The organism is Arenibacter algicola (assembly GCF_018860365.1).
GTDB lineage: Bacteria > Bacteroidota > Bacteroidia > Flavobacteriales > Flavobacteriaceae > Arenibacter > Arenibacter algicola_B.
Genome location: NZ_JAHKPO010000023.1, coordinates 58,358 through 71,531 on the forward strand (window position 1 = coordinate 58,358; position 13,174 = coordinate 71,531).

The 13,174-nt window shown below is 40.9% G+C and carries 13 protein-coding genes; 9 read left to right on the forward strand and 4 right to left on the reverse strand.

Annotated features, from left to right (window positions below; translation table 11 throughout):
* Positions 1–7: 7 nt before the first annotated feature.
* Positions 8–1,417: a sulfatase-like hydrolase/transferase gene (locus tag KO529_RS18105; protein ID WP_215949279.1), complete on the forward strand. Its 1,410-nt coding sequence runs from the start codon at positions 8–10 to the stop codon at positions 1,415–1,417.
* Between the two features lie 97 nt (positions 1,418–1,514).
* Here the strand turns inward: KO529_RS18105 and KO529_RS18110 are convergent, their stop codons facing one another.
* The gene (locus tag KO529_RS18110) at positions 1,515–1,856 is read right to left on the reverse strand and encodes a hypothetical protein (protein ID WP_215949280.1); all 342 of its coding nucleotides are present in this window, start codon (positions 1,854–1,856) and stop codon (positions 1,515–1,517) included.
* Between the two features lie 175 nt (positions 1,857–2,031).
* Between KO529_RS18110 and KO529_RS18115 the strand changes: the two genes are divergently transcribed.
* The 4 genes from KO529_RS18115 to KO529_RS18130 all read left to right on the forward strand — a co-directional run bounded on the left by KO529_RS18115 (position 2,032) and on the right by KO529_RS18130 (position 5,939).
* Positions 2,032–2,460 carry a hypothetical protein gene (locus KO529_RS18115; RefSeq protein ID WP_215949281.1) on the forward strand — a complete coding sequence of 143 codons (429 nt, stop codon included), beginning with the start codon at positions 2,032–2,034 and terminating at the stop codon, positions 2,458–2,460.
* A 286-nt stretch (positions 2,461–2,746) separates the two neighbouring features.
* Positions 2,747–3,895 carry a COG1470 family protein gene (locus KO529_RS18120; protein WP_215949282.1) on the forward strand — a complete coding sequence of 383 codons (1,149 nt, stop codon included), beginning with the start codon at positions 2,747–2,749 and terminating at the stop codon, positions 3,893–3,895.
* On the forward strand, positions 3,895–4,866 hold the full coding sequence (locus KO529_RS18125) for an ABC transporter ATP-binding protein (protein WP_215949283.1): 972 nt from the start codon (positions 3,895–3,897) through the stop codon (positions 4,864–4,866). The genes KO529_RS18120 and KO529_RS18125 overlap by 1 nt, the downstream gene beginning before the upstream one ends.
* On the forward strand, positions 4,863–5,939 hold the full coding sequence (locus KO529_RS18130; RefSeq protein WP_215949284.1) for an ABC transporter permease: 1,077 nt from the start codon (positions 4,863–4,865) through the stop codon (positions 5,937–5,939). The genes KO529_RS18125 and KO529_RS18130 overlap by 4 nt, the downstream gene beginning before the upstream one ends.
* A 35-nt stretch (positions 5,940–5,974) precedes the next feature.
* Here KO529_RS18130 and KO529_RS18135 read toward each other — a convergent pair whose 3' ends face one another.
* The 3 genes from KO529_RS18135 to KO529_RS18145 form a co-directional block, all read right to left on the reverse strand.
* Positions 5,975–6,700 carry a DUF6250 domain-containing protein gene (locus KO529_RS18135; protein ID WP_215949285.1) on the reverse strand — a complete coding sequence of 242 codons (726 nt, stop codon included), beginning with the start codon at positions 6,698–6,700 and terminating at the stop codon, positions 5,975–5,977.
* 80 nt (positions 6,701–6,780) lie between these two features.
* A complete protein-coding gene (locus tag KO529_RS18140; RefSeq protein WP_215949286.1) occupies positions 6,781–8,253 on the reverse strand; it encodes a sulfatase-like hydrolase/transferase in 1,473 nt (490 codons plus the stop codon).
* A 26-nt stretch (positions 8,254–8,279) separates the two neighbouring features.
* The gene (locus KO529_RS18145; protein ID WP_215949287.1) at positions 8,280–9,530 is read right to left on the reverse strand and encodes a glycoside hydrolase family 88 protein; all 1,251 of its coding nucleotides are present in this window, start codon (positions 9,528–9,530) and stop codon (positions 8,280–8,282) included.
* 470 nt (positions 9,531–10,000) lie between these two features.
* On the opposite strand from KO529_RS18145, the gene KO529_RS18150 reads away from it, so the two are divergent.
* The 4 genes from KO529_RS18150 (at position 10,001) to KO529_RS18165 (ending at position 13,154) form a co-directional block, all read left to right on the forward strand.
* A complete protein-coding gene (locus KO529_RS18150) occupies positions 10,001–10,966 on the forward strand; it encodes an SMP-30/gluconolactonase/LRE family protein (protein WP_215949288.1) in 966 nt (321 codons plus the stop codon).
* A gap of 254 nt (positions 10,967–11,220) precedes the next feature.
* Positions 11,221–11,697 (forward strand): RidA family protein, encoded by a 477-nt coding sequence (locus KO529_RS18155; RefSeq protein ID WP_215949289.1) that lies wholly within the window; start codon positions 11,221–11,223, stop codon positions 11,695–11,697.
* A 24-nt stretch (positions 11,698–11,721) separates the two neighbouring features.
* Positions 11,722–12,648 (forward strand): RraA family protein, encoded by a 927-nt coding sequence (locus tag KO529_RS18160; protein WP_215949290.1) that lies wholly within the window; start codon positions 11,722–11,724, stop codon positions 12,646–12,648.
* Complete coding sequence (locus tag KO529_RS18165; protein WP_215949291.1) at positions 12,648–13,154, forward strand: nuclear transport factor 2 family protein; 507 nt, start codon at positions 12,648–12,650, stop codon at positions 13,152–13,154. The genes KO529_RS18160 and KO529_RS18165 overlap by 1 nt, the downstream gene beginning before the upstream one ends.
* The last annotated feature ends 20 nt before the right edge of the window (positions 13,155–13,174 follow it).

Here is a 13,174-nt window from a genome sequence, read left to right on the forward strand (position 1 = left end):
TTAAAAGATGAAAATAAGATCTATAATCTTGTCCTTTAGCTCCCTGCTAATCCTGTCATGTGGTGGTAAACAAGAAGCTAAAAAGAAACCAATAGCTGCAGAAGAAACTAAACCAAATATCATATTCATTTTCGCAGATGATTGGGGGTATGGCGATTTGGGAATTCACGGAAGCACTTTTTGTAAAACTCCCAACCTGGATAAAATGGCTGCCGAGGGGATCGATTTTCAGAACTTCTCTGTGGTTAATCCTGTTTGTTCACCAAGTAGGGTTGGGGTAATGACAGGGCAATACCCTGCACGACAAAGTGTGCACGGGCATTTTGCTTCTGTAGAATCACATATTCAAAGAAATATGCCGGATTGGTTGAATCCTCAGGCTCCCTTACTTCCCAAAATGTTAAAGGAAGTTGGATATTCTACGGCCCATTTTGGTAAATGGCATTTGTCCAATACCCATGTTGAAGATGCACCTTCTCCCTTGGAATATGGATACGATGAGTATGGTGCATTTAATTTACCAAGCAACTTACATCAAATGCAGGCGGATTCTACTATATATAAAACTATTGATTTTGTGAAACGCAATAAGGATAAGCCATTTTTTGTAAATGCTTGGATCCATGCAACGCATACTCCGCATTACCCCAAGGATGAGTACATGCAACAATTTGCGCATTTGGGCGAACAGGAACAGGTTTATGCCGCTGTTGTGGCCGAATATGATGCCCGCATTGGGGAATTGTTTACCACGCTAAAAACTTTGGGAATAGATGAAAATACGCTAGTTGTCTTCTCATCTGATAATGGGCCCGAAATAACAGGTAAAAATAAAATAACAGAGGATAATTCTACCGGACCAGGTTTGGGAACCTATTATTCGGTAGGGGAAACTGGTGGACTAAAAGGTCGTAAGCGTTCCCTTTTTGCAGGCGGTGTGCGCATACCGTTTTTGGTGCGCTGGCCGAGTGTAGTGCCTGCTGGTAGGATAGATAATACTACCGAACTGGCCACCGTAGATTTGCTGCCGACATTTTTGGACCTGGCAGGGGCAAGCTATCCTGAGAATTACCAACCAGATGGTGAGAGTATTGTATCTGCTATTATGGGCAACGCTTTTAACCGGCAAAAGCCCATCTATTGGGATTGGCGTTTTTCCAATGACAGACCAGATTTTTGGCCTAGTGCCGCTGTACAAGAGGGCAATTGGAAACTTTTGACCAACGATAAATTAGAAAGGGCCGAACTATACAATATTGCTTCGGATTGGGCAGAACAGAAGGACTTGTCCGCTGAAAATCCTGAAAAACTTAAGGAATTATTGGGAAAACTCGAGACTTTTCAAGAAACTCTTCCTAAATCGGCCCCTGAAAATAGTTTTTCAAAGGAGAGAGAAACCCTAAAACTTGTAAATTAGAAAGACAAATGGACTTGTAGAATTACTTCTATGAGTCCTTTTTGGTTGTAAAAGAAAGCTTGCCCAAGAACCCCCTACTCAGTTTTGCAATGAATTCCTATGGCCATATTCTTTGAAAAATGTTATTTAATTCCTGTCCTGAGTACTCCGGAAGGATTGAAGAGGGAAAGAAGTCTACATTTTCACATTTTTTAACTTTTAGTATTTTCTTTGAATTTTTATTTTTATTCAAAATTTGAAATAGCGATATCATGCAATTTATTAAACGAGAGAACGATTTTTCGCCCACGTTTTCAGTTTGGTCAATTGAAAGAACAACCAAGAATCTATTGTCAAATGGCACAAAAAGTGGGCATCTTTTGCAACCTCCCACCTCGGGAAGGTTGTTCCAATATCTACTCCCTATTTTTTCTTTGGGGAATGAGCTTTTTGAATTCAAGTTTTACAGATGAGGGCATAATGGCCCTAGCATATAGGAGTGAATGCTCCGCTAACCCAATAGCCAATATAGGCTGTGTTGGGAATTCCTTTTAGCGCAAAAAGCAATCATTTTTTCGTTCTGTTTCTTTAGACGATTACTTACTAACCGTAAAGTATAATTTAAAAAAATAGTTATGGAAGTATTAAAGACAACTAAGAAAAAAAACGATCACCAAAGACTAAGTTCCCTTCCCACGTTGAAATTCAGGAAATTCCAAATGAAAGTGGATAATGCCGGGGTCCATATCCTGATTTCGGCGAATTTTCTTAAAAAGGGCAATCATTCCGTAAGGATACAGAATGGCATTCTACACTTAAAAATAAAGCGATCTACAGGTCTGTTCGGGTATACTAACGGTTCCATTTCACAGGGTGTCCATAACAAGGATATGGATTTTCAAATTAGTTTGCCCCACAAAAAGTACAGGCGTATAGATTCCGTTCGCTTTCAAAACGATTGCCTACAGATCCATCTTGTTGAACAGTACCGTACAGGAGCTGCCATGAAGTATTCGGAACCATCAAGGATTTTTAATACAATCACCTCATCAATAAGGCATTAACGGAAAATTTTCAGGCTTGGCACTTATAGGGTGTCCACGCCCGCATTGAGAGGCTAAATTATTGTCTAACCAAATAATTATAGATGTATCGTATATGGATTTACAAATTGAAAAACTGACCAAAACCTATGGCCCCCAAAAGGCGCTACAAGAGCAATTGATGATGATTATAAGGGCTTTTAGTAAACGATGAATAGTTCCAAATTGACTTGAATGAATAATAAATTAGACCAGCCGTTAGCTCGGCCCAAACGTGTAACCTTTTATAAATTATAAACCATTTTTTATGAAATCCAATAAACTTTACTTAAAAAGCGTATTCTTTTTGTTTGCCTTATTAGTCTTTTATAGCCCGGCTGCCAAGGCTGGAAATGGCATAATACTCTATACACCTTATACTGACATTACGGTACCCCCTGGAGAATCCATTGACTATACCATTGAGGTTAAAAACTATGGGAGTCAATTGAAGGATGTAGAAATTGGCCTTTCCGGGCTACCCCACGATTGGAATTCTATCTTAAAGGCCGGAGGTTATTCCATTAAGCGGATAGCTGTTTTGCCTGGGGAGAAAAAAACGGTATCCTTGACCTTAAATGTACCTTTGAAGGTAGATAAGGGGAAATATAATATTAGGCTTGTTGCCAAGAATTACGATGTGCTGCCCATAGTGGTCAACGTTTCGGAAGAGGGTACCTTTAAGACAGAGTTTAGCTCGGATCAGATCAATATGGAAGGGCATTCCAAATCCAACTTCAACTTTTCCACAAAATTAAAGAATCATACAAGTGAAAAGCAGTTATATTCTTTGTTGGCAATACCACCACGGGGTTGGAACGTAGCGTTTAAGCCCAATGGTAGGCAGGCCACTGCGGTAGAGATAGAAGCGGGTAAAACCACCAATATTACGGTAGACGTACAGCCTTCCCCACAAGTAAGATCCGGATCGTTTAAAATACCTGTAAAGGCAACCAACAAGTATAGTACAGCCGATTTGGAATTGGAGGTGGTCATTAAAGGGTCCTATGATATGGAGCTTACCACCCCAACGGGATTGTTGAGTACCAGTGTTACTTCGGGAAGGGAAAAGCAATTGGATTTGCTGCTAAGAAATACTGGAACCAGCGAATTGAGAAATGTTAGCTTTAGCGCTTCAAAACCCAAGGATTGGGAAATTTCAATTGAACCGGATACCATTCCGGTTATTCAGGCCGGGGGCAGTACAAAGATACAGGCTACCATTAAATCGGCCGATAAGGCCATTCCCGGGGATTACCTGCCCAAGATTACGGCCAAGACCCCAGAGGCCACTTCAACCGCTTCTTTTAGGATTATGGTAAAGACACCTTTATTATGGGGTTGGCTCGGGATCTTTATCATCTTAGGGACCTTGGGGGGAATTTATTATCTGTTTAGAAAATACGGTAGAAGGTAATGGCGGAAAATAGTATAGATATAAAGGGATTGACCAAAAAATACGGCGAGCATATAGCGGTTAACAAATTAAACCTCACTATAGAAAAGGGCGAAATATTTGGTCTCTTAGGACCTAACGGGGCGGGGAAATCAACAACAATTCTTATGATTCTTGGACTGACCGAGGTGGATTCGGGGAGCGTAAAGGTATGTGGAATAGACAGTAGCAGGTACCCGCTGGAGGTGAAAAGAAAAGTAGGATATCTACCGGAAGATGTGGGTTTTTACAACGATTATACAGGATTGCAGAATCTTATATACGTTGCCCGTTTAAACAACATCCCAGAGGAAGAGGCCAAGAAGACGGCTTTGGAGATATTGGCAGAGGTGGGGTTGAAGGATGTGAAGGATAGTAAGGTAGCCAGCTATTCCCGGGGAATGCGTCAACGCCTTGGTTTGGCGGATGTGCTCATAAAAAACCCCGAGGTAATTATATTGGACGAGCCAACTCTAGGCCTTGATCCGGAAGGGGTAAAAAAGTTTCTACAGCTCATTGTCCGCCTAAGCAGAAAAAAAGGAATAACCGTTTTGTTCTCCTCCCATCATTTGCACCAGATTCAACAGGTATGTGATCGGGTGGGGATTTTCGTGAAAGGTAAAATGCTGGCAGAAGGCAAAATTAGCTCCTTGGCCCAACAGTTGTTTTCCAAAAACGCCTTCACCTTGGAAGGGGGAATATCCACGGTGGCACAGGATGTTAAACCTTCCTTGTCATTAAAGGAGTTGGTTCACAAAATAAAAGCGATACCCGAGGTTGAACATGTAGAATTAAAGGAGAGAAAATTTATGGTAGAGTCCCATAGGGATGTCTCTGCTGAATTGTCCAGACTAGTAGTACAGTCGGGATATGGTCTTAATTTCCTTAGTAAAAAGGAATACGGTTTGGACGATATTTATTATCAATATTTTCAAGAAGACAAAAACACATGAAAAATAAAGTTTTAAGAGTGGGGATATCAAAATTAAACGAATTAAAACTTCGCGAGTGGACCTCTAACTTGCACTCCTTGGTATTTAGGGATGACGATGCGGGAACCAGTAAAGGGAATTTTCCTTGGGCTCCCTTTAAGGCGATGGTACAAAAGGAAATTTCCGACCATTTTAGGAACTGGCGTTTTATAATTTTATTTGTCATTATTTCACTGGCCTGTATGGCAACGTTGTTTTCTACTATGGCCGATGGCATGAAGGCCATTGCGGCAGATAGTTCAGGAAATAGCTTTTTTTTCTTGAACTTATTTACAAAATCCAATGGTACCCTGCCGCCTTTTTTTGGATTTGTGGGATTCCTCGGCCCCTTATTCGGAATAAGTTTGGGGTTCGATGCCATTAGTTCGGAACAACAAAGGGGAACTTTGAGTAGGGTAATGGCGCAACCCGTTCCCAGGGATAGCATACTTAATGCCAAATTTTTGGCAGGTATAGTTGTAATCAGCGTGATGTTTTTTACATTGAGTTTTCTGGTTTTGGGCTCGGGGCTGATAGCCCTGGGAATACCACCCACTGCGGAAGAATTTATGCGGATAATGGTATATACCGTACTTAGTATAGTCTATGTGTCCTTTTGGTTGAACCTTTCTATTCTGTTTTCGGTCCGATTTAAACAATCTGCCACTTCCGCTTTGTTGGGGATAGCGGTATGGTTGTTCTGTACCATTTTTTATCCTTTGATTGCCAACATGATCATAAAGGCATATGAACCATCAAAATTCGCCTCCCCCAAAGCCATTTACTTCTATGAAAAACTGAAGTTCTATCTGGGACAGATCATGCCAAATGAGTTGTTTGATGGAATTACCTCCGCCATTTTGGTACCTTCCATACGTAGTTTGGGACCACTCAGCATGGAGCAATTGCAAGGGGCCATCCCAAGTTCCCTGCCATTGGGACAGAGCATTATGTTGGTTTGGCCACAGTTTACGGGATTATTGTCGCTTACGCTGCTTTGTTTTCTGCTTTCCTACATAGTTTTTATGAAGCGGGAAATACGCTCTAGGGGATAGGGATTTTATGTAATTTGGTAGCAGGGCTTATTTTTTTATTCCAAACGGAAGACTTTAAAATTATCAATGGTCATATGGTTATTTACCGTCCTAAAACCAAAATAACCGCTTGTGTATGGAGAAGGGTCATAAAAATCAATAATGCATTGGCCATCGCGGTAATATTGAATAATTCCGTCATACGCTATAATCTTGATCTTTGTGACTTTATTTGGCTTTATCAGAAATTTTGATTCCGAAAGATCATGCTTTGGTAACAACGGTCTATCACCATTACCTAGGTACCTTCTAAAGCGGGTTTTGGTATTGTCATGTCCGCCAACTCCCATATAGTAAAGTCGTAGACTGTCATAATTGCTAAATTTTCCTCCCCTCTTTTCTGAATTGCCAAAAAGATCATTAGGATTTTCAGGGTCCTTGGCCATCCAAAAACAATTAAGATCTGAAACACGATCTTGGGGTCCACCTTCTTCAACTACATAAGCATCATATTGGATCATAATGGGACCTTCCAGTTGTTTTTTTAACCAAATGGTACAACCGGCCACATCGGTAATTTCCAGTTTTCCTTTGGTATTGGTAACCATACCGCCGGGCATCTGCTCCACCTTCCAATTCTCCAATCCGTTTTTGAAATTATCTTTATGGAGCAATGATGCTATGGCCCGAAGAGTATCGTTAATGACTACCTTCTTTTCTGTTTGGGGATAGGCCACTGAAAGCAACATAACTAACAAAAGTGATAGGCTGGTTTGTTTCATAAAACTTCAATATTAGGGGCTTTATTTCCGAAGTATTCTGAAATTAATAGCACGCCTACACTCCTCTTAAAGGTAAATTACTAATTGGATTTTTGATCCCACAGTCTATAGGGATCATCATGGGCCACCATTTGTTCTAGCAGTAGTGCCTCCATTTCCTTTAATTTATCATTGTATTTGGGATTATTTGCCAGATTAGTTTGCATTTCTTCAGACTTATTATGCTCTGGTAAATATTCGTTTGGGTTTTCAGCAAGGTTAAAAAGTTGGGTTTCCCTGACTGCCCCGTCCATAACATCATACTTTATTAATTTCCAATCCCCTTTTTTCACCGTGCGCATGCCCGGTTTGGTACCTCCTGCATATACCCCGTACATTACTTCTCTTACCACCTCTTTTTCGCCTTTTAGAACTGGGACAAAGCTTTTTCCTTCCACTGTAGCAGGGGTCTCTATCCCGGCCAGTTCACATAAGGAGGGCAGCACATCCAAAAGATAAATATTTCCTTTAACGCGTTTGCCAGCTTCCAATCCGGGGCCTTTAACAATAAAGGGTACACGCCATGTGTGCTCGTATAAATTTTGTTTTCCCATTAATCCATGGCGACCAATAGACATGCCATGGTCTGAAGTATAAATAATGTAGGTATTGTCCAGCTCACCTGAAGCCTCAAGTTTAGCCAGCACTTTATTCAATTGAATATCTATATTTTCGGAACAGGCATATTCACGACCTAATTCGTTGCGGACTGTTTGTTCATCCCTGTTTTTCCATACACCACTTACACGTTCCTCATCCCTGAGTTCCGGGTGGCCATGAAAGAAAGGATGTGCATTTAGGTAGTTTTCCTGTAATTGGGGCTGTTTTGGGCTGGCAGGGGGAAGACTATTTTGATCGGTATGGTTTGTGGCTCCGTATTTTTCCAGAAGTTCGGGGGTACCGTCGCGCGTATCGTGCGGATGCGAAAAACCAAAGTATATGAAAAAGGGGTCTTTCTCCTGGGTTTCCTCCCTATCAATTAGATAGTTTAATACTTGCTCTGCATGCCAAGCACTTCCTGATTCTTCCGTGCCTCCACGTTTGGTGGCATCATGTACTACAGTAAACTGCTTATTGGCTGCGGCATAGGAGTTTCCTTTTTTACAAGTGCGCATGGTTTTGTACCCGGCCCTATTAAAAACTGCAGCTATAGATTGCTGGTCTAAACTATCGGGAGCCACACTTTCTTTATATCCCGAACTTTTAGGCAAATGCCATAAGGTTCTACCGGTCATGATCATATGTCTAGATGGTGTACATACCGCACCTAATGCTGCACCCATGTGGCGGGCACTTTCAAAAACAACACCTTGTTTGGCCAATTCGTTTATAGTTGGGGTTTCCAGAATGGAATTGGGGTCATACGTCTTTAGATCGAAGGGAGATTGATCATCGACCAATACGAAGAGGAAGTTTGGTTTTTTTTGGGTCTTGTCTTTTTTTGGGGCACAGCCCACAACAAGAATCGCTGCTATGGCTACCGCAAAGGCGGTATATATTGGTTTTCTATTCATAATTATTGGATTGGACTGTAATTTTTTTATTTGGTTTTGGTTACAAGGGATGCGGTCAAAGGAATTCCGTTCTTAAGCTTTTTTAACCTTAGCAATGCTTCCACGTAATAGTAATCTGCGTAGTTAATGGAATAGTCAATTTCGCTGCCATTGGGTTTATGGCCAGTGGAATGCAGTAAAAATGCTGAATTTTTATCTTGGCTTTGGTAGGTGTTGGATAGTTCTACAAGCATTTTTTCGGCTTTGTCCAAATAATTTTTGGCAAGAACTGAATCTTTGGTGAAGGTAGAAAGTTCCAAAAGCGCTGATGAGACCAAGGCTGCTGCCGAGGCATCCCTTGGTTCGTTGGGAATGTTGGGGGCATTAAAATCCCAATAAGGGATAAGGTCATTAGGTAGGCGGTCCAGATAAGCCTTTGCGGTCTTTTGGGCAAGGTCCAGATACTTCTCATCCCGTACTTCCCTGTACACCATGGTATAGCCATAAATAGCCCAACCCTGTCCGCGGGCCCACATACTATCGTCGGCATATCCTTGATGGGTAACCCCTTTAATTTTTTCCCCTGTTTCCCGGTCGTATACCACTACATGATAGGAAGTATAATCTGGTCTAAAATGATTTTTCATGGTTTTATCGGCATGACTTACTGCAATGTCATATAAGGATTTGTCACCGCCATTTTTTGAAGCCCAGAACAAAAGTTCCAAGTTAATCATGTTATCCATAATGGTATTGTGCTGCGGCCATTCCATATTGGGAACTTCTCGTGGCCATGAGAGAATAGTACCTACATTTGGATTGAACAAAGTAGCCAAGGTATCCGCGGTTTTAAGTATAATTTCCTTGTATTCAGGATTTCCAGTTAGTCTATATCCATTTCCAAAACTGTTGAAGACCTGAAAACCAAGATCATGATCCAATGCCGGAGTAACCGAAAGGGGGGTGAGATACCTACTGTATGTGTCGGCTTGTTCCTTCCATTTTTGATCATTGGTATTTTCATAGAGATACCACAGGGTTCCCGGCCAAAAACCACTGGTCCAATCCTTATAGTTTATAAATCGCCATTCTTGGCTATCGGGGGCTATGTTTCTTGGAAGGCTCTTGCCATCTTTGGGTATAAGAGTCAAGGTCTTGGTAGCTTGTTGCGCACAATAAGAAAGTTGCTTATCAATATTAAAGGTTTGGACATTGCTTTTTTTAGGTTTTTTATTGCCACAACCTATTGCAAGGGATAATATAACTATGGAAGTCAGTATTTGTATTTTATTGGTCATTATTTAATGGTTAGTCTTTTGTGATATTTAGTTAAGAATTGGTCTTTAATTGGTCATTACAATAGGATATGGATACACCGAGTGTGATTATTGGGTTGATACTCTTGTAAAATGTTTGGTGATTATTCGATTGGATTTTCATAATATTCCAAAGTTAATTCAATTTTCTAAATAATTTTTTGCGACTCCCATCCTGATCTCATTCTTAAATATGGTTTAATTAGTAAGCAAGGAGTACCTATATTTTAGGTATAGTGGCATGGATTTCTACCAATGTAAAATTCCGTTGTCGCTATGTTACTTAAATATGTATATTTAAAAGTACAATTTCTCTTGATCATCGCTGGCCTAGTAAACATGCAATTGGTTGGCAGGCGCTTGTGTCTTCATAAGCACTATATCCTCTAAAAATAGGATTTTAAGTGAGCGGGAATAATTAATTGCTAACGGTCTTCTTTATCCAAATGAAAATGAATTACAAGTCAAGTTCTTTTATTAAATGCCAACTGTCCGCCTTTTGTTTAGTACTATCTATTGTAGGATGTAAGGAAAAACGGGAAAATACCGCGAAAAAAGGCTCTGAGGATATTGGTGTTGAGCAAAAAAAGGGATTGTACCAAAGTAGGGAATTTACCAAACCTGCCCTATTTCCGTCTGGAATTGAAGGTCCTGCGGTGGATGCCGGCGGGGTATTGTATGCCGTTAATTTTGAAAGGACGGGAACCATTGGTAGGGTTGATTCCATAGGCGAAGCATCCCTATTTGTTAATCTCCCCGAGGGTAGTATTGGTAATGGAATCCGTTTCAATAGCAAGGGCGATATGTTCATAGCAGATTATACAAAACATAACATATTAAAGGTGGACATGGATTCTAAAGAGATTAGTGTTTTTGCCCATAATGAAGCCATGAACCAGCCGAATGATGTTGCAATAATGGACAATGATATACTTTTCGCCAGTGATCCCGACTGGAAAAATTCGAAGGGACAAATATGGAGAATAGATACCGATGGTACCGTAACTCTATTGGAAGGGAATATGGGAACCACCAACGGGATAGAGGTTAGTCCGGACAACAAAACACTTTATGTAAACGAATCGGTGCAACGCAATGTTTGGGCCTACGACCTTTCTCCAACTGGGGAAATAAGCAATAAGCGCCTGCTTATTAAATTTGAGGATTTCGGAATGGATGGTATGCGCACGGATGTAAAAGGTAATCTTTACATCACTCGGCATGGAAAAGGAACTGTGGTCAAGGTGTCGCCCCAAGGCGAAATTCTAAAGGAAATCCAGTTAAAGGGCAAAACCCCTTCCAATATTGCCTTTGGAGGAAAAGACGGTACTATGGCCTTTATAACACTTCAGGACAATGGTAATTTTGAAACCTTTGAGACAGAACATCCAGGAAGGGAATTTGTAATGAATAAGTAGATTTTAAGTATCTATTATAGCAGTAATACCAATGTATGGTTGTTTTGGTAGGATCTGCCAAGGCTCTAAAATTCTGGTTTCCTAATATGTGGTTCAACAATTGTATGGGCAGTTAATTTAGGATGGAGAAATTTTCATATATTCATGTTTCCGGCAATAGATTGTTCAAAAACAAGCGTTTACGGGTTTGGAGTATCATTGTCCACAATTCAAAATATTAATACAGAACACAGATAATCATAAATTTTTAAACCATGGAAAACAAAACAACAAGAAGAGCATCTTTTAAAAAATTAGGAATGGGATTGGCAGCTATGTTTGGAATAGGCGCCACCGCTAGGGCAATGGACGGGGGTTCAAAACCAAAAAAAGAAGTCGTAGGTGACATCGTTATGGATCAGGATATTCCATTATTTTCAGGAGGCGTAAAACACGGGAATACTCTTTATATTGCTGGTAAAGGCGCACATGTGGAACCTTTTGAGATCAAGGCACATACCGAAATTGTATTGCAAGAGTTGGAAAAGGAACTGAAAAAACATGGTTCTTCCATGGAAAAGGTGCTCAAGGTGAATGTTTATTTGGCAGATTTGGCAGATTATAAGGGAATGAACGAGGTGTTTAGGGGCCGTTTCGGACCAAACCCTCCAGTAAGGACCACCGTGGCTACCTATGGGGGAGTACCTGGTAATTCTTTGGTTGAAATGGACTGTATAGCTGCACTGGACTAAAAGAGGTATAAACATTTAAGGATTATGAAGTTCAATATAATTTTACAGTTCCTTTGCTTTCTTACACTGAATTCCGTTGTTTTTGGACAGACCATTCCCAAGGAGGAATTGATTTTCCTGACCTCCGAATGGAAAGGGGAACGCTTTGATGACGGCCGCCCAAAAATTCCGGACGATCTTTTGGAACGGGCAAAAAAAATTGGTATCGATGATGCATGGACGGTCCTTGAAAACGAAGGATATAAAAATCAGTTCGAGGGCAATTGGAAAATGGTACACGATGAGGTTCCTGTTGTAGGCAGGGCACTTACTGCCCTGTTTATGCCCAGTAGGCCCGATGTGGAAAAAAATATCAAGGAAAGGGGAATAAATTCGCAGGGTAGGAAGGGAAATACCAATTCATGGCCCATTGAGGTACTCACTAAAGGCGACGTTTATGTGGCCGATAGCTTTGGCAAAATCGATGCAGGTACACTTATAGGTGCTACCCTAGCAACTTCCATTTACAGTAAGTCGGGCAATGGAGTGGTTTTTAATGGCAGTGCAAGGGATCTGGAAAGCATAAGCCAGATAAAAGGATTCAATGCCTTTGTAAGGGATTTTCACCCATCTTTTTTGGAGGAAGAAGTACTTATGGGACTCAATACCCCAATACGGATAGGCCAAGTAATGGTGTTGCCTGGAGATCTTGTCCTTGCCAAAAGGGAAGGTGTACTTTTTATTCCTGCGCATTTGGCCGAACAGGTAGTGGGTACCGCTGAATTTGTTGCTCTTAAGGACCAGTTTGGTTTTGAGATGGTAAAGACCAAAAAATATTCTACAGGAGAGATAGATAGTGATTGGAACGAAAAGCTAAAAGCGGAATTCTTTGAATGGCTGGACAAACATCCGGAATTGGTAAAAATGTCCAAGGAAACTTTAAATAAGATTTTAAGTAAAAGGACATGGTAATGGCAGCACGTAAATTAATAATAAGTGTAAAGAGCAGCTGGATCATGGCCGTTATCCCATTGTTAGTTTTGGGTGGCTGTAAGCAAAATGTGGATCAAAGCACAACCGGGGTTATGGGGGAAGAAGAAGTTCAAATTACCATCGATGAAGTTCAACGGGCCGTTTCCACCTTTAATAAAGTTATGGTAAACCCCACCGCGGAACTTATGGAAACGCTGTGTTCAGAGGAACTTACCTATGGTCATTCGAGCGGACTTATTCAAAATAGGGACGAATTTATTGATGATTTAGTGAACGGGCCATTCGATTTTTTGACATTGGAAGCTGCAGATCAGACGATTCATATTTCAGGGAATACAGCAATTGTTAGACACATTTTTTTGGCCAAGGGCACCAATGCCGGGGAGGCTGTGGATGTTCGTATTGGCAATATGCAGGTCTTTCAAAAAGGGAAGGACGGCAAGCTCAGACTTTTGGCCAGACAGGCCTATAAATTGCCCAACTAGAACCATAATAACCTAAACCA

Coding starts and splice junctions, on each gene's coding strand:
- KO529_RS18105 (WP_215949279.1), top strand. CDS start 8: ATGAAAATAAGATCTATAATCTTGTCCTTTAGCTCCCTGCTAATCCTG.
- KO529_RS18115 (WP_215949281.1), top strand. CDS start 2,032: ATGGAAGTATTAAAGACAACTAAGAAAAAAAACGATCACCAAAGACTA.
- KO529_RS18120 (WP_215949282.1), top strand. CDS start 2,747: ATGAAATCCAATAAACTTTACTTAAAAAGCGTATTCTTTTTGTTTGCC.
- KO529_RS18125 (WP_215949283.1), top strand. CDS start 3,895: ATGGCGGAAAATAGTATAGATATAAAGGGATTGACCAAAAAATACGGC.
- KO529_RS18130 (WP_215949284.1), top strand. CDS start 4,863: ATGAAAAATAAAGTTTTAAGAGTGGGGATATCAAAATTAAACGAATTA.
- KO529_RS18135 (WP_215949285.1), bottom strand. CDS start 6,700: ATGAAACAAACCAGCCTATCACTTTTGTTAGTTATGTTGCTTTCAGTG.
- KO529_RS18140 (WP_215949286.1), bottom strand. CDS start 8,253: ATGAATAGAAAACCAATATATACCGCCTTTGCGGTAGCCATAGCAGCG.
- KO529_RS18145 (WP_215949287.1), bottom strand. CDS start 9,530: ATGACCAATAAAATACAAATACTGACTTCCATAGTTATATTATCCCTT.
- KO529_RS18150 (WP_215949288.1), top strand. CDS start 10,001: ATGAATTACAAGTCAAGTTCTTTTATTAAATGCCAACTGTCCGCCTTT.
- KO529_RS18155 (WP_215949289.1), top strand. CDS start 11,221: ATGGAAAACAAAACAACAAGAAGAGCATCTTTTAAAAAATTAGGAATG.
- KO529_RS18160 (WP_215949290.1), top strand. CDS start 11,722: ATGAAGTTCAATATAATTTTACAGTTCCTTTGCTTTCTTACACTGAAT.
- KO529_RS18165 (WP_215949291.1), top strand. CDS start 12,648: ATGGCAGCACGTAAATTAATAATAAGTGTAAAGAGCAGCTGGATCATG.